At 71.7% G+C, this 15,863-nt stretch carries 15 protein-coding genes; 5 read left to right on the plus strand and 10 right to left on the minus strand.

Annotation, left to right across the window (positions count from 1 at the left end):
• Nucleotides 1-114: 114 nt before the first annotated feature.
• The 3 genes from O3438_RS15005 to O3438_RS15015 all read left to right on the plus strand — a co-directional run bounded on the left by O3438_RS15005 (nt 115) and on the right by O3438_RS15015 (nt 3,410).
• The gene (locus tag O3438_RS15005) at nt 115-594 is read left to right on the plus strand and encodes a YbjN domain-containing protein (RefSeq protein WP_269680553.1); all 480 of its coding nucleotides are present in this window, start codon (nt 115-117) and stop codon (nt 592-594) included.
• Nucleotides 591-2,243 (plus strand): YbjN domain-containing protein, encoded by a 1,653-nt coding sequence (locus tag O3438_RS15010; RefSeq protein ID WP_442929606.1) that lies wholly within the window; start codon nt 591-593, stop codon nt 2,241-2,243. Before O3438_RS15005 ends, O3438_RS15010 begins: the two co-directional genes overlap by 4 nt.
• 123 nt (nt 2,244-2,366) lie before the next feature.
• Nucleotides 2,367-3,410 carry an LPXTG cell wall anchor domain-containing protein gene (locus O3438_RS15015; protein ID WP_269680554.1) on the plus strand — a complete coding sequence of 348 codons (1,044 nt, stop codon included), beginning with the start codon at nt 2,367-2,369 and terminating at the stop codon, nt 3,408-3,410.
• A 78-nt stretch (nt 3,411-3,488) separates the two neighbouring features.
• Here the strand turns inward: O3438_RS15015 and O3438_RS15020 are convergent, their stop codons facing one another.
• From O3438_RS15020 to O3438_RS15040, 5 genes are all read right to left on the minus strand, one after another.
• Nucleotides 3,489-5,177, minus strand: a complete 1,689-nt coding sequence (locus O3438_RS15020) for a ribonuclease J (RefSeq protein WP_269680555.1) — start codon at nt 5,175-5,177, stop codon at nt 3,489-3,491.
• 52 nt (nt 5,178-5,229) lie between these two features.
• Nucleotides 5,230-6,156: a 4-hydroxy-tetrahydrodipicolinate synthase gene (dapA, locus tag O3438_RS15025; protein WP_269680556.1), complete on the minus strand. Its 927-nt coding sequence runs from the start codon at nt 6,154-6,156 to the stop codon at nt 5,230-5,232.
• A 47-nt stretch (nt 6,157-6,203) separates the two neighbouring features.
• Nucleotides 6,204-6,944: an FAD-dependent thymidylate synthase gene (gene thyX, locus O3438_RS15030; RefSeq protein WP_145785820.1), complete on the minus strand. Its 741-nt coding sequence runs from the start codon at nt 6,942-6,944 to the stop codon at nt 6,204-6,206.
• A 261-nt stretch (nt 6,945-7,205) separates the two neighbouring features.
• Nucleotides 7,206-7,802, minus strand: a complete 597-nt coding sequence (locus tag O3438_RS15035; protein WP_442929607.1) for a DUF2752 domain-containing protein — start codon at nt 7,800-7,802, stop codon at nt 7,206-7,208.
• Nucleotides 7,792-9,021, minus strand: a complete 1,230-nt coding sequence (locus O3438_RS15040; RefSeq protein WP_269680557.1) for a winged helix-turn-helix domain-containing protein — start codon at nt 9,019-9,021, stop codon at nt 7,792-7,794. Before O3438_RS15040 ends, O3438_RS15035 begins: the two co-directional genes overlap by 11 nt.
• 79 nt (nt 9,022-9,100) lie before the next feature.
• Between O3438_RS15040 and O3438_RS15045 the strand changes: the two genes are divergently transcribed.
• Entirely contained in the window at nt 9,101-9,652 is a 552-nt protein-coding gene (locus O3438_RS15045; RefSeq protein ID WP_269680558.1) for a GNAT family N-acetyltransferase, read from the plus strand.
• Here O3438_RS15045 and O3438_RS15050 read toward each other — a convergent pair.
• Nucleotides 9,551-10,825, minus strand: a complete 1,275-nt coding sequence (locus O3438_RS15050; RefSeq protein ID WP_269680559.1) for a glycosyltransferase 87 family protein — start codon at nt 10,823-10,825, stop codon at nt 9,551-9,553. The two genes, O3438_RS15045 and O3438_RS15050, sit on opposite strands and share 102 nt — an antisense overlap.
• 35 nt (nt 10,826-10,860) lie before the next feature.
• On the opposite strand from O3438_RS15050, the gene O3438_RS15055 reads away from it, so the two are divergent.
• Nucleotides 10,861-11,454, plus strand: coding sequence for a GNAT family N-acetyltransferase (locus O3438_RS15055; protein WP_269680560.1), 594 nt, complete (start codon nt 10,861-10,863; stop codon nt 11,452-11,454).
• Nucleotides 11,455-11,464: 10 nt separating this feature from the next.
• Here O3438_RS15055 and O3438_RS15060 read toward each other — a convergent pair whose 3' ends face one another.
• The 4 genes from O3438_RS15060 to O3438_RS15075 form a co-directional block, all read right to left on the minus strand.
• On the minus strand, nt 11,465-12,349 hold the full coding sequence (locus tag O3438_RS15060; RefSeq protein ID WP_269680561.1) for a carbohydrate ABC transporter permease: 885 nt from the start codon (nt 12,347-12,349) through the stop codon (nt 11,465-11,467).
• Between the two features lies 1 nt (nt 12,350).
• Nucleotides 12,351-13,472, minus strand: a complete 1,122-nt coding sequence (locus O3438_RS15065; RefSeq protein ID WP_269680562.1) for a carbohydrate ABC transporter permease — start codon at nt 13,470-13,472, stop codon at nt 12,351-12,353.
• 71 nt (nt 13,473-13,543) lie between these two features.
• Nucleotides 13,544-14,794, minus strand: coding sequence for a sugar ABC transporter substrate-binding protein (locus O3438_RS15070; RefSeq protein ID WP_269680563.1), 1,251 nt, complete (start codon nt 14,792-14,794; stop codon nt 13,544-13,546).
• A gap of 25 nt (nt 14,795-14,819) precedes the next feature.
• Nucleotides 14,820-15,797 (minus strand): LacI family DNA-binding transcriptional regulator, encoded by a 978-nt coding sequence (locus O3438_RS15075; protein ID WP_269680564.1) that lies wholly within the window; start codon nt 15,795-15,797, stop codon nt 14,820-14,822.
• Between the last annotated feature and the right edge of the window lie 66 nt (nt 15,798-15,863).

Below are 15,863 nucleotides of genomic sequence, written 5' to 3' on the forward strand. Positions count from 1 at the left end.
AGAGTCACGGTAACGGTGGGGCCGGGCAGATCCCCGCTTTTCCGGGTCGTGTCCGCGCGTCGCAACACGGGCCCCACCGCCGGTCGTGATATCCGACTCAGAAGGGATGCCCTCATGGCGTCGCCGGAAATCGCGAGCGATCCGGACGATCCGCTGGCCGGGCACCCCGGTGCGCTGCGTCCACTGAGCGGCGAACTGGTCGCCGCGGTGCTCGCCGCCCGGGGCCGGTCCGTCGGCCTGAGCGTGGACGGCGAACTGGTGGGCCGCTTCGACGACAACCTGATCTGGTTCCTCCTGCTCGGCGACGACGGGGAGCTGCTCCAGGTCCGCACCATGGTCACCACCACGTTCGGGATCGAGCAGGTGCCCGCCCTGTACGCCTTCTGCAACTCGTGGAACCACGACCGGCTCTGGCCCAAGGCGTTCACCCACGTCGACGACGACGGTCGGGCCCGCGTCTACGGCGAGGTGATCACCGACCTGGAACGCGGGGTGACCCCGCACCAGCTCGACCGACTGCTCGACTGTGGCATCACCACCGGCTGCCAGCTCGCCGTGGCGGTCCGCCGACTGCCCGGTGCGGTGCCGTCGTGACCGGCAGGGACGAGTTCACCGGCCATTGCCCCGGCACACCGCCCACCGGTGCGGACGACAGCCCCGCGCCGGGTCGCCTACCGGCGTTGGAGGCCGCGCTCGCCGACGCCCGGGACCTGCCCGACGGTCCACCCCGGCAGGTGGCCCTGGAACGGCTCGCCGAGCGGGCCGACGCCGCCGGGGACGTCCGCTCCGGTGTGGACGCCCGGTTCGCGCTGATCGAGGCGTACCTGCTCGACGGGGAACGGTGGCGCCTGGTCGAGCCGGTCCGACGGTGTCGGGCCGCCGCCGACCACCGACCCGGGCTGCTCACCGACGTCGAGACCGGGCTGTTGCTGCGCTACCAGCGGTACGCGGTCGAGGCGCTGCTCGGCACCCCCCGGGTCGGGTTGGACCAGACCCGGTCCCTGCTGCACGACCTGGCCCACCGGGTCGGTGTGGACGGTCCGGACACGCCCACCGTCGCGGAGCTGCACTGCCGGATCGCCGACCACCTGGGCGACGAGCCCACCGCCCGCCACTGGTACGAGCGGTGGTCCGGCAAACGGCCCGGTCCGTCCGGCGGCTGCCCGGGCTGCGCCTGCGCCCGACGCGCGGAGCTGCTGACCGGCTGGGGCGAGTGGCGAACCGCGCTCGACGAGCTACGCGATTCCGACGGTGACCCGGCGGCCTGCACCGACCAACCCGAACGGGACCTGGTCGCCGTCCTGCTACCCGCGCTGCGCGGAGGCGAGCCGGAGCGGGCCGCGGCGGCACACGTACGGGCGTACCGCCGGCACCGGCGCGAACGTGCCGCGTTCCCCCACCTCGCCGCGCACCTGCGGTTCTGTGCGCTCGGCGGGCACCTGGAACGCGGGCTGACCATCCTGACCGAGCAGCTGCCCCGATTGGACCGGCCCACCGACGACCTCGCCGCGATGGAGTTCGCCGCCGCCGGCGCACTTGTCTGTGCGCTGGCCGAGGAGGCCGGTCTGGGCGAACGGACCGTGCCCCGCCCGGCGTACGGCGAACGACCCGCCACCGCGCCGGACGTGTCCACACTCGGCGCCCTGCTGGTCGGGGTGGCCAGTGACCTGGCCGGCAGCTTCGACGCCCGCAACGGCACCGGCCACCACTCCGGTCGGATGGCCGCCTGGCTCGCCGAGCGTCCGCTCGCGGCACCGGTCCCGCTGCCCCCCGACGACGAGCCGGACGGGTACGACGAGCCGGACACCGGCGGGTCCGCCGAGGAGACCCGGCCCGACGAGCTGATGGCGCTGACCCTCGACATGATCATTGGGGTGCTGGACGAGCGCGGCGACCAGTACCTGGTGGAGTCGGGCGACACCGTGGTCGGCCGCTGGGGTTCCGTGGTGATCCAGTTCCGGCGGGCCGGCGAACGTGGCGAGGTGCTGCACGCCCGGTCCATGGCCGCCCGGCGGCTGCCGGCGACCCGCCGCGCCGAGGCGTATGCCTTCTGCAACGCGTGGAACCACGACCGGCTGCTCCCCAAGGCGTACGCGCACGACCTCGGTGAGGAGTTGGTGCTGGCCGGTGACGTGGCCACCGACCTCACCCACGGGGTCGCTCCGGCGCAGCTCACGGTGCTGGTGGACGCCGCCGTCGCCACCGGCGTCGCCTATGCCGAGGCGGTCGCCGCTCTCCCCTGAGTCGCGGACGGGGCAGTTGGTTGCAGGCCGGGGCTCGACTGTGCGACATCCGACAGCACGCAACCGGACGCGCGGCGTAGGTGTGCTACGGCCATCACCGACCGCGAACCCCCGGGAGTCGTCATGAACCGCCTGCTCAGCTCCGCTCTCCTCGCCGCTGCCGTGCTCCTCGGGCCCGTCCTCGCCGGGCCGGCCGCCGCCGCGCCGACCGCGAGCCCGACCGCGTCGCCGAGCGAGACAGCGGTGTCCACGATCACCGCGCGAGGCGACCTCGTCTTCCTCGGCGGGGACCCCTGGTCGCCCTCCGGTCTGTTGGAGGTGTCGGTCCGGAACTCGGGCACCACGGCGGCGAAGGGCTTCTTCGTGCTCCGCCTCCCGGACAACGTCGACCTGACCTCGGGCGGGGACTGCCGGGCCGTCACCGGCACCCCGCGCAACTGGCTCTGCGGCGGCGCGGAGCTGCCCGCCGGAGGTGAGCGGGTGTACCGGCTGACGGTGGCCTCGTCGGCTGCGGAGCCGGTCTTCGGGGCGCAGGCGTGGGGCTCGGTCGCCGGCCGCAACGCCGCCGGGGTCACCGACGGGTTCACCGAGTTCCGGATCAACTGGCCGGACCGCACGTCGTTGCGGCTACAAGCCACCGCCGCCCCGGTCGTCGACGGGACGACGACGGTACGGGTACGGGTGACCAACACCGGCAGCTTCGACATCGGCGGTTACTCGCTAGCCGTCACCACCCCGACCGGGGTGCGGGTGACCGCGCCCGCCTGTTCCGACAGTGGCCGGACGAACGGGGCGGGCTGCGAGATCCCGCGTACTGCCGTCCTCGCCGACGGCGCCACCGACAGCTTCGACGTACGGCTGGCGGTCACCGGAGGCGAGAAGACGGTGCGGCTGTCGCTCACGCCCGCCACGCGCTACACGAACAGGGACACGACGTTGACGCTCCGCCTGGGCGGCGCGGGTGGGTCCGGTGCCGGCAACACCTCGACCCCGTCGGCCCAGCCGAGCGCCACGGCTGCCACCCCCACCCCGAGCACGTCCACCCCGGACGCGGCGCAGCTGCCCCGAACCGGGCCGTCGGGTGGCGCGTACGCCCTCGTCGGCGCGGTGATGCTGGCCCTCGGGGCCGGGCTGCTGGTGCTGCGCCGCCGGTTGTCGCGGGGCTGAGTCGAAGCACCCGCAACAGACCGCAGGCCGGTCACCGACATCCACGGGGGATGTCGGTGACCGGCCCGCTCACATCTGTCAGACCTCGACCACTGTCGGCACGATCATGGGGCGACGACGGTACGCGTCGTTGACCCACCGGCCCACCGTCCGCCGGACGATCTGCTGAAGCTGGTGCGGGTCGGTGATGCCGTCCGCCGCGGCCCGGTTGAGGGCTTCGGTGACCAGCGGGATCACCGGGTTGAACGCCTCCGGGTCCTCGGAGAAGCCCTTCGCGGAGAGCGTCGGACCGGCGACGACCTTGCCGGTGACGGAGTCGACGACGACGGTGGTGGCGATGAAGCCGCCATCACCGAGGATCCGCCGTTCGGTGAGCAGTGACTCGCTGACGTCGCCGACGGCGAGGCCGTCGACGTAGACGTACCGGCTCTTCACGTGCCCGACCAGGCTGGCGCGGCCCTCGACGAGGTCGACCACGTCGCCGTCTTCGCAGATCACCACGCGGTCGGCGGCGACCCCGGACTCGATGCCGAGCCGGGCGTGGGCCCGCAGGTGACGCCATTCGCCGTGGACGGGCATCAGGTTGCTCGGTCGGACGACGTTGAGCAGGTAGAGCAGCTCCCCGGCGGGGGCGTGCCCGGAGACGTGCACCTTCGCCACGTCCTTGTGCACGACCACCGCACCGGCCCGAGCCAGTCGGTTGATCACCCGGTAGACCGAGGTCTCGTTGCCGGGTACCAGCGAGGACGCCAGCACGACGGTGTCGCCGGGTGCGATGGTGATGTGCCGGTGGTCGCCGCTGGCCATCCGGCCCAGGGCACTCATCGGCTCACCCTGCGAACCGGTGGACATCAGCACGATCTGGTCCGGAGGCAGGGTGGTTGCCTCCTCGATCCCGATGACCAGGCCGGCCGGGATGTTGAGCAGGCCGAGGTCCCGGGCGATGCCCATGTTGCGGACCATGGACCGGCCGATCAGCGCCACCTTGCGGCCGTGCTCGACGGCGGAGTCGAAGACCTGCTGCACCCGGTGCACGTGTGAGGCGAACGAGGCCACGATGATCCGGCCCTTCGCCTTCGCGAAGATCGAGTCGAGCACCGGCCCGATCTCCCGCTCCGGGGTGACGAAGCCGGGGATCTCCGCGTTGGTGGAGTCGGACAGCAGCAGGTCCACGCCCTCCGCACCGAGCCGGGCGAAGCCGGCCAGGTCGGTGATCCGGCCGTCCAACGGAAGCTGGTCCATCTTGAAGTCGCCGGTGTGCAGCACCAGGCCGGCGGGGGTGCGGATCGCCACGGCGAGGGCGTCCGGGATCGAGTGGTTGACGGCGAAGAACTCGCACTCGAACGGGCCGAGCCGCTCGCGGCCCCCCTCCCGCACGGTCAACGTGTACGGCTGGATCCGCCGCTCGGCCAGCTTCGCCTCGACCAGGGCGAGGGTGAACTGGGAGCCGACCAGCGGGATGTCGGGCTTGTGGGCGAGCAGGTAGGGCACCGCGCCGATATGGTCCTCGTGGCCGTGCGTCAGCACGATCGCCTGGACGTCGGCCAGCCGGTCCAGGATCGGGCCGAAGTCCGGCAGGATCAGGTCCACACCCGGCTGCTCGACGTCGGGGAACAGGACCCCGCAGTCGACGATCAGCAACTTGCCGTCGTACTCGAAGACGGTCATGTTCCGACCGATGGCGCCGAGCCCGCCGAGCGGAATGATCCGCAGGCCGCCTTCCGGCAGTGGCGGGGGTAGCTCCGCCTCGATGTGCGCCTCGGTCACGCGTCCACCTCAATCTGCGACGCCGTCACTCGGCGTCCGTCGTGTCGTTTGGTCATTCGGGCAGCTCCAGGCCCGCTGCCGCGAAGTCCGCGCGCAGCTGGGCGATCTCGTCGTCGGTGGCGTCCACCAGCGGGGGTCGCACCGGGCCGGCCGGCAGGTCCAGCGCTGCCAGGCCCGCCTTCACCAGGATCGTGCCCTGGGTGCGGAAGATGCCGGTGAACAGCGGCAGCAGCCGCCGGTGCAGCGCCAGCGCGGTCGGCATGTCCCCCGCGTCGTACGCATCGATCAGTTGTGCGGTCAGCGCCCCGGTGAAGTGCGTGGAGGTGCCGACCACGCCCACCGAACCGACGGCCAGCGCCGGCAGGGTGAGGGCGTCCTCGCCACTGTAGAAGGCGAGGGCGCTCCGGCTGGTCACCCAGCTGGTGGCGGTCAGGTCGCCCTTGGCGTCCTTGACCGCGACGATCCGGCCGTGCTCGGCGAGCCGGACCAGCGTCTCGGTCTCGATCGGCACACCGGAGCGGTGCGGGATGTCGTACAGCATCACCGGCAGGCCGGTGGCGTCGGCGACGGCCGTGAAGTGCCGGACCAACCCCGCCTGCGGCGGCTTGTTGTAGTACGGGGTGACCACCAGCAGGCCGTGCGCACCCGCCTTCTCGGCGGCTGCGGCCAGCTCGATGGTGTGCCGGGTGTCGTTGGTGCCGACGCCCGCGATCACCTTGGCGCGGTCACCGACGGCCTCCACCACGGCCCGGACCAGCTGCTCCTTCTCCGCGTCGGTGGTGGTCGGCGACTCGCCGGTGGTGCCGTTGACCACCAGCGCGTCGTTGCCCTGCTCGTCGACCAGGTAGCTCGCCACCCGGGCGACGCCGTCGAGGTCGAGGGAACCGTCGGGGGTGAACGGGGTCACCATGGCTGTGATCAGCCGGCCGAAGGGGCGGGACGCCGGTCGGGCCGCGGCATCGAGGTGGTCGTGCGTCATACCCTCCAACCTAGCGGACGACCAGCCGGAGCCCGCCGGGGAAGGGCTCAGGACGCCTCGTGCGGGCTGGCCGCCACCTCGGTGCCGTCCGGCAGCGTGGAGATCACGAAGTCGGCGAACACGTTGGGCGCGACACCCTGCAGCTGGCGCAGGCACTCGACGGCCAGCTCACGGATCTCCACGTCGGCGTGCTCGGTGGCCCGCATCGCGACGAAGTGCCGCCACGCCCGGTAGTTGCCGGTGACCACGATCCGCGTCTCGGTGGCGTTGGGTAGCACCGCCCGAGCCGCCTGCCGGGCCTGCTTGCGGCGCAGCGTCGGGTTCGGCTCGTCGGAGAAGCGCTGTTCCAGGCCTTCCAACAACTCGGTGTACGCCCGGACGCTCGCCTCGGCGGCCTCGGTGAACTTCTTGTGCAGCTCCGGGTCGTCGGCGATGACCGCCGGCTCGACCATGGCCGCGTCGCGCTCGGGAACGTACCGCTGCGACAGCTGCGAGTACGAGAAGTGCCGGTGCCGGATCAGCTCGTGGGTGAAGGAACGCGACACCCCGGTGAAGTAGAAGGTGACCGACCCGTGCTCCAGCACCGACAGGTGCCCGACCTCGAGGATGTGCGCCAGGTAGCCGGCGTTCGTGGCGGTGGCCGGGTTCGGCTTCTTCCAGGACTGGTAGCAGGCCCGACCGGCGAACTCGGCGAGCGCCTGACCACCCTCGGCGTCGGTCGACCACGGCACATCGTCCGGGGCCGCGAACTGGGTCCACGCGATCAACTTGACCTGGGGCTGCACCATCTCCGGCATTCCTGGGACTGTAGTGGCCGGCGGCCTCGTTTCGAATCACCGGGGGCCGTAGGTGTTCAAGATCTCGACCGTTCCCGCGGGCCCGCGTCGGCCTCTTGGACCTCCCCGCCTGCCTGTAGAGCTGCCCCAGATGTGGGGCAGGCGTCCAACCCCCGCCCCACATCTGGGGCAGCTCTACAGGGGCATGGCAAGGTCCTACCTCGCCGTGGAGAACCCGTCCCGGGTGCCGGCGGATGTCGCGCGGCGGCTCGCTCAGACGTAGAGCGAGGTGAACGGCGCCCAGGGCAGGTTGCGCAGCACCGAGAACGCCAGCCACACGCCCAGGAACCCACCGATGACCTTCGAGCTGATCCGCAGCTCGGGCAGCCGCCAACCGAACGCCTGGTTTCCCGCCCAGGCCACGAAGAGGTACGCCAGGAACGGCAGCGCGAAGACGAACAGGAAGTGGTGCCGGGCGGCGGCCGGCAGGTCGGCGTGCAGCACGTACCAGAGCGCGCGGGTGCCGCCGCAGCCCGGGCAGTCCAGCCCGGTGGTCAACTTCAGCAGGCAGGTGGGCGCGGCGTCGGGGGCGGCGTGGGTCGGGTTGCTGAGCAACGCGTAGCCCATCCCGATGCCGACACAACCGACCGCGGCCAGTGGCACGACCCAGCGCGGCGAGCGTTCGTAGAGCCGCAGCACGAACCGGGTGATCCGATCCGGCTCGGGAGCCGGATAACCACCCGGCGGGGGCGGCGGCCAACCGACCGGGCCCGCGTCGGTCGGGTCGGCCGGCACCGTGTGCACGGCCCCGGGGGCGGGCTGCGGCTCGTGGACCGGTCCGGAAGGGCTCGTCACGCGCTCACGGTACACCGGCCACGCCGGCCAGTGCGGCGGTCAGCGGGCCGGCGAGGTCGCCGGCCACCGGCGGGGCCACCGCGTCCAGGCCGAGCCAGCCGGCGAGCCGGTACAGCTCGGCGGCGAGCGCCACAGCGGTCTCCCCCGGGTCGACGCCGGGCTCGACCCAGGCGGCCGGCACCAGCAACACCCCCGCCTTGCGGTCGGCCTTCAGGTCGACCCTCGCGGTGAACCGGTCACCCTGCAGGAACGGCAGCACGTAGTAGCCGTAGACCCGCTGCGGCGCCGGGACGTAGATCTCGATCCGGTAGGTGAAGTCGAACAGCCGCTCGGTGCGGGCGCGTTCCCAGATCAGCGGGTCGAACGGGCTGACCAGGGTGTTGCCCCGGATCCACCGGGGCAGGCGGGCGGAGGCGTGCAGCCAGGCCGGCTGACGCCAGCCCGCCACGGTGACCGGCACCAACTCACCGGCCTCGGCCAGCTCCGCGACGGCCTGCCGGGCACCGGCCACCGGCAGTCGGAAGTAGTCGCGCAGCTCCGGCTCGGCGGCCACCCCGAGCGACCGCGCGGCGAGGGCCACCAGCGTGCGGTACGCCTCGGCGTCGGTCGGGGTGGGTGCGTCCAGCACCGCCGCGGGCAGCACCCGCTCGGGGAGGTCGTAGCGGCGGGCGAAGGAGGTGGTGCGCTCGGCGGCGGCCACCTCGCCGGCCCAGAAGAGGAACTCCAGGGCCTGCTTCACCGCCGACCAGTTCCACCCCCAGTTGCCGGTCTCCCGGGGGGCGTCGTGCTCGATCTCGGCAGCCGTCAACGGGCCCCGGGCGGCGACCTCGTCGCGCACCCAGGCGACCAGCTCCGGCTGCTCCTGGGCGATCCGCCGCATGCCGCCCCACGCTTCGCTGCGCGCCCGGGCCATCCGCCACCGCAGCGCCGGGTGCAGCTCGACCGGGACCAGCGACGCCTCGTGGCCCCAGTATTCGAACAACTCGCGGGGGCGGCGGTAGGCGGCCTGGTCGAGGAGCGTCGTCGGGTAGGGCCCGAGTCGGCTATAGAGCGGCAGGTAGTGCGCGCGTTGCAGCACGTTCACCGAGTCCATCTGGATCAACCCGACCCGGCCCAGCACCCGGCGCAGGTGGCGGCGGGTGGGCACGCCGGTCGGCGCCGGGTCGGCGAAGCCCTGGGCGGCGAGCGCCACCCGCCGGGCCTGGGCGAGCGAGAGCGATTCCGGTGCGGTCATCGTCGGCGACCCTAATTCATCGGTACGACGTCGGTGCGGGAAGCTGGACGCGACGGCCAACGGGGCATAGAACGGTGCAATGCTGACCATCCGCCGGGAGGAGCCGGACGACGCCGAGGCGGTCGCCCGGGTGCACGTACACGGCTGGCAGGCGGGCTACGCCGGCTTCATGCCCGACGAGGTGCTTCGGCGGCTGAACGTGGCGGCCTGGGCGCAACGCCGTCGCGACGTCGGCACCGCCGACCCCGAGCACCCGTTCACCACCCTCCTGTGCGAGGTGGACGGGCTGGTCGTCGGCTTCACCACCTTCGGCCCTTACCGCCGCAACCAGGACCGGGACGACCTGGACCCGACGGTCGGCGAGGTGGTGGCGATCTACGTGGAGCCGGAGCGCTGGGGTGACGGGACGGCCGCCGCGCTGCTGGCCGCCGCCCGGGACGGGCTCACCGACCGGGGTTGGTCCGGCTACCGGGCGTGGGTGCTGGCAGACAACCGGCGGGCGCGCCGCTTCTGTGAGCGCGCCGGGCTGTCACCGGACGGTGAGCGCTCGACCTACCAGGTGCCGCTGGCCGGCGGGATCCCGCCGGTCGGGCTGGTCGAGCTGCGGTACGCCGGACGCCTCGACTGCTGACCCGTCCGCTGTCGACCAACGGCGGATCGGCAGGAAGGCCAGCAGCGCCAGACTGACCCACACGTAGGCGTTACTGCCCAGGAAGCCGTCGACGCCGGTGAAGTCCTTCTCCCAGAACCAGACGGTCCGGCTGATCAGCAGCGCGTACGCGATGATCACCGCGACCAGCAGGATCCGCCGTCGGCGGCCGGCCGGCGCGGCCATCGCGTTGTCGACCAGCAGGATCAGCGCGGGCAGCAGCCAAACCAGGTGGTGCACCCAGGTGACCGGGCTGACCAGGCACATCACCGCACCGGTCAGCGCCAGACCGGTCGCCTCGTCACCGACCGCGACGGCGGCCCGGGACCGCCAGGCCCAGAGCGCCAGGGTGCCGAGCACCAGCAGCAGCCAGAGCACCGTGCTCGGGTGCTGCGGGTCGAGTCGGGCGACGACCCCGCGCAGCGACTGGTTGGAGACGAAGGCCAGCTCACCCACCCGACCGGTGTTCCACAGCGCCTCGGTCCAGAACTCCCGGGACGCGTCCGGGAAGAGCGCACCGGCCAGCAGCGTCACCCCGGCGGCGGTACCGGAAGCGGTGAGAGCCGCCCGCCAGCGGCCGGTCACCAGCAGGTAGACGATGAAGACACCGGGGGTCAGTTTGATCGCGGTGGCGAGCCCGACACCCACCCCGGCCCACCTGTTGCCGGTCAGCAACAGCCGCAGCAGGTCCACCGCCACCAGGAAGAGCAGCAGGGTGTTGACCTGGCCGAAGTTGACCGTCTCGCGCATCGGTTCGAACGCGGCGGCCAGGCAGAGCGCCACGGCGAGCGCGAACCACCGGGTCCAGCCGGCGCGGCGGGCAATCGGGTCGACCAGCCACCAGATCAGCACCGTCGTGGTGACCACGCTGGCGAGCACGCTCACCACGATCGCGGCCGTCCACGGCAGGTACGCCATCGGCAGCATGACCAGGGCGGCGAACGGCGGATAGGTGAAGCCGTACTGGGTGTTGGGCTTGAGGTAGTCGTAGATCTCCCCGCCGTCGTGCACCCACCACGTCAACGCGCCGTAGTAGACCTTCAGGTCGAAGAAGCCGTGTCGTACGGCGGCGACGGCGAGGAACGCGGCGACCGCCGCGGCGAGCACCACCACCCCGACGACCTGCGCGGTCGTCCGTTTGGCACCCTGCGCCACCGTCGCCTCCCTCGCCCTGCGTAGGCTTCCGTCCCATGGCTCTCGGGTACGTCCGCCCGGCGCGTCCCGAGGACGCCGGCGAGATCGCACGCATCCAGCTCGCGACCTGGCGGGTCGCGTACCGCCGGATCCTGCCTCGGCACGTGCTCGACAACCTGGACGAGGCGTTCCTCGCCCGGCGGTGGAGCGCTGCGGTGCTGGAGCCGCCCTCCGGCAGGCACCGGGTGCTGGTCGCCGTCGAACAGGCCGAGCAATCGTATCTGGTGGGGTTCGCCGCCTCCGGCCCGGCCGACGGCGAGGCCCTGGCCCCGGGTGAGCCGGCCGACGCGTTCGGTCCGGACGTGGCCGCCGTGACCGACCTGCTCGTCGAGCCGCGCTGGGGTCGCCGGGGGCACGGCAGCCGACTGCTCGCCGCCGCCGTCGACCTGTGGCGCGAGGACGGGATGAGCCGGGCGGTGGCCTGGGCGTTCGACGGTGACGAGGCGACCCGGAAGTTCCTCACCAGCACCGGCTGGGAGCCCGACGGGGCGGCGCGCGCGCTGGACGTCGACGACATGCTGGTGCCGCAGGTGCGCCTGCACGTGGCGGTGCCGACCGAGCCACTCGCCGAGGACCGCCCCGGCGAGTGACCCGGCCGGGTCAGCCCTTGTCCGAGCCGTCGTTGGCGTCGCGGACGAAGTACCGCTGGAACACCACGAAGATGATCGCCACCGGGATGGTGGCGAGCAACGCCGCGCCCAGTTTCAGCGGGTACTGGGTGCCCTTGCCGAGCGAGCCGCTGACCAGGTCGGCCAACCCGCGCGGCAGGGTGAACAGGTCCGGGTCCTGCACCGACACGAGGCTGTGCGGGAACTCGTTCCAGGAGCCCTGGAACGACAGGATGGTCAGGGTGATCAGCGCCGGTTTCGCCATCGGCAGCACCACCGACCAGAAGGTGCGGAAGATGCTCGCCCCGTCGATGCGGGCGGCCTCCTCAACACTGACCGGGATCGACTCGAAGAACTGCTTCATGATGAACACACCCGCCGCGTCGGCCAGCAACGGCACCACCAGACCGGCGTAGCTGTTGTAGATGCCGAGTTGGTTGAGCACCAGGAACTTCGGGATCAGCAGCACCACCCCGGGCACCGCCATGACCGCGATGACGGCGGCGAACAGCCCGCCGCGACCGGCGAACCGCAGCCGGGCGAGCGCGTACCCGGCGAGCGAGTCGAAGAACACCCGCCCGACGGTGACCAGCACCGTCACCAGCAGCGAGTTGCCCAGCCACAGCGGGAAGTTGGTGCCGCCGAAGATCCGTTCGAAGCCGGCGAGGGTGAGCGGGTCCGGGAACGGCGACAGGGGGTTCGCCGCCGCGTCGGGCTCGGTCTTGAGGGCGTTGCCGATCTGGATGACGAACGGGTAGAGGAACACCAGCCCGAAGAAGACCAGCGTCGCGTACCCCAGGAAGCGGGTGGCCAGGGTGCGGGCCGCGCGGTGGTCGGGCCGCGCGGGCGCCGCCGGGCGGTCGGTGAGCACGGCCATCTCAGGACCTCTCCGGTACGCGCCGACGCCGCCAGCCCCGTCGCGGCCGGTCGGTGTCCCGCTCGGCCAGCACCCGGCGCTGGATCAGCGTGAGCACGATGATGATCAGGAACAGGACGAACGAGATCGCTGCCCCGGAGCCGTACTCGAATTCCCGGAAGGCGGTCCGGTACGACAGGTAGGCCGGGGTGAGCGTGGTCTTGGCCGGGTCGCCCTGGCTCATGACGTACACCTGGTCGAAGACCTGCCAGGAGCCGATCATGCCGAGGGTGAGCACCAGGAAGGTGGTGGGCCGGATCAGCGGCAGTGTGACGTGCCGGAACCGCTGCCACCGGGACGCCCCGTCGAGCGTGCTGGCCTCGTCCAACGCGACGGGAACGTTCTGCAACCCGGCCAGGAACATCAGCATGAACGTGCCGGACGTGGTCCAGACGACAAGCGTGATGATCGAGATCATCGCCACGCTGGGGCCGGACAACCAGTCCCACCAGGTCAGCCCGAACGGGCCGCCGCCGGTGAGTGCCGCCGGCGGCGAGTCGACGCCGACTGCGCCGAACAGCAGGTGCAGCACACCCCGGGAGTCGGCGAACCATTCCGGCCCGTCGATTCCGAAGAAGCCGAGCAGCGCGTTCACCGCGCCGGAGTTGGCGAAGAGGAACAGGAACACCACGCTGATCGCCACCGAGCTGGTGACCGAGGGGAAGTAGAAGGCGCTGCGGAAGAAGCTCTTGCCCTTGAGCATGCGGTTGTTGACGACCAGGGCCAGCCCGAGCGCGAGCACGGTCTGCGCCGGAACCACGATCGCCACGTAGTAGATGTTGTTGCGGATGCTCGTCATGAAGTCGCGGCGGGCCAGGCCGTCCTCGGTGAACAGACGGGTGTAGTTGTCAGTGCCGACGAACGGGACGTCGCCGGTGAAGGGGCTGCCCTGACCGTTCCAGTCGGTCAGGCTGACCCAGAGCGCCATCAGGATCGGCAGCAGCAGGAACAGCCCCAGGATGACGATCACCGGCGCGACGAAGAGCCAGCCGGCGACTGTCTCGTTGCTCCGGATGCCGCCTCGGCGTCGGCGCGGCCCCGCTTCGGGCGTGGTCGCCGCGGCGGTCAGTGTCTCGGTTGCCATCGTTCCTCCCTCCCTCTCTCGGGCCGACGTGCGGCGGGGCCCCGGCGTTCGGCCGGGGCCCCGCCGACACCTCAGCTGCCGCCGAGCGCCGCCTTGGCGTTCTTGTCGAAGTTCTGCAGGACGGTCTTCGGGTCGCCGTTGGCCAACCCCTGCAGACCGGTGTCGAGGTCCTTGAGGACGCTGTCCATCTTCGGGGCGTTCACCGGGCCCTGGGCGTACGCGGCGCCGTCGATGAACGGCTTGTCGGCCGGGAAGGCGCTGGTGTACTGCTCGCCCGCGGACTGCCGGGACGGCATGACGCCGAACGCCTTGGCGAAGGCCATCTGCTGCTCGCCGCTGGTCATCGCCTCGACGAACGTGATCGCCTGGTCCTTGTACTTGCTCTTGGCGGCGACACCCCAGCACTGGGTGAAGGACAGGGTGCCCTGCCCCTTGGGGCCGGCCGGCAGCGCCACCACCTTGTACTTCACGTTCGGGAAGTCGTTCTGCAGGGCACCCTTGATCCAGTTGCCCTCGATGGTCATCACGGCCTTGCCCTTGCCGAACGCCTCGCCGGACCAGCCGGCGTCGAGCTGCTTCGGGTACTTCGCCAGGCCGGTGGTGAGCATGGTCTTGACGTACTGGAGGGCGGCCAGGTTCTCCGGGGTGTCGGCCGTGGGCTGCTTGCCGTCCTTGCTCGTCAGCCAGCCACCGTTCTGCACCATGAAGGCGCCGATCCGGTCCCGGGTGTCGCCGATGGCCAGCGGGACCTGCCCCTTCGCCTTGATCTTCTGGGCGACAGCGGTGAGCTGGTCCCAGGTCGTCGGCACGTCGGCGTCGGTCAGCCCGGCCTTGGCCCACAGGTCGGTGTTGATCTGCAGGGCCAGCGTGGAGAAGTCCTTGGGCGCGCAGTAGAGCTTGCCGTCGTACGTGAAGGTGGTGCGCAGGCTCTCGTAGAAGTCGCCGGAGTTGCTGATCTTGTCGCCGTACGGTTCCAGGGCGCCGACGCTGGCGTAGTCGGCGAACTGGGCGGCGTCCACGTAGAACACGTCCGGCGGGGTGCCGCCGGCCAGAGCCTGACCGAGCTGCTGGGTGAGGTCCTGCGCCGGCGTGACCGTCGCGGTGTTGCCCGAACTGCTGGCCCACTTCGCCGCGGCCTCCTGCACCGCAGTGGTCTCGGCGTCGCCGGACGAGCCGATCAGGATCTGCAGGCTGGCCGGCCCGCTGGACTGGGCGGTGTCGCCGGACGAGTCGTCGAAACCGCTGCCGCAGGCGGCGGAGCCGAGGAGCGCGACGGCGGCGAGGCCGGCCACCGCCGCCCGGGTGATGGTTCGAGGTGCCATGGGTTTCTCCTGGTGGGGGGTGGGACTATGCGGTGTGCCGCAGCGCCAGCGCGGGCTGGAGCAGCACGGGGGCGGGGGTCTGGTGGTCGTCGTCGAGGACCCCGGTGAGCAGGTCCACGCAGCGGGCCGCGGCCTCGCCGAGAGGTTGGCTGACGCTGGTCAGCCCGACCGCGGCGGCGACCGGTGTGTCGTCGAAGCCGATCACCGACACCGGCGGGTCGATGCCGCGGATCGCCTGGAGCGCGCCGAGGGCGAGTGAGTCGCTGGCGCAGACCACTGCTGTCGGTGCCACGGCGTCGAGCAGGTCGCGCATCAGTCGTTCGCCCTCGGCGATGCCGTCCTCGGTCTCCCGGTGCAGTCCGGTCGGGTCGACGTCGGCCGCGCGCAGTGTGTCCTGCCAGCCGGCACGCCGGTCGTCACCGACGCCGGAGCCGACCGGCCAACCGACGAAGGCGATCCGGCGGTGGCCGGCGTCCAGCAGGTGCCGGGTGGCCCGGGCGGTGCCGGCGGCGCCGTCCACGTCCACCCAGGGGTGCGCGTCGAGCGCGTCCCACGGGCGGCCGAAGGTCACGAACGGCACGTTCCGGTCGGCGAGCCAGGCGGTACGCGGGTCGCCGTGCGTGGTGCCGACCAGCACGAATGCGTCCAACTCGTACGTGCCGAGCAGGTCGTCGTAGGTGGCGATCTCCCGGTCGTGGTCGGTGGCGGTGTAGAGGAGCACCCGGTAGCCGGCAGCGTCGGCGGTCTCGGTGAGACCGTGCAGGAAGCGGTCGAGCACCGAACCGTTGATGCCGTCGCGGGTCGGTTCGATCCGCGCGGCGATGAGTCGGGACCGGCCGGTGCGCATCTGTCGGGCGGCCTGGTTGGCCCGGTAGCCGAGCGCGTTGATCGCGTCCTGGACCCGCTGACGCGTCTCCTGCCGCACGATGTGCGGGCTGTTGAGGACGTTGGACACCGTCTGCCGGCTGACTCGGGCGTGCCGGGCCACCGTCGCTATGGTCACCTTTTCGGCCACTTAATCCCTCTCGCCATCTTGAACGATCCAATTTGGATAAGGCAGGATTAGATC

This window comes from Micromonospora sp. WMMC250 (genome assembly GCF_027460215.1).
In the GTDB taxonomy this organism is placed as follows: Bacteria; Actinomycetota; Actinomycetes; order Mycobacteriales; family Micromonosporaceae; genus Micromonospora; species Micromonospora taraxaci.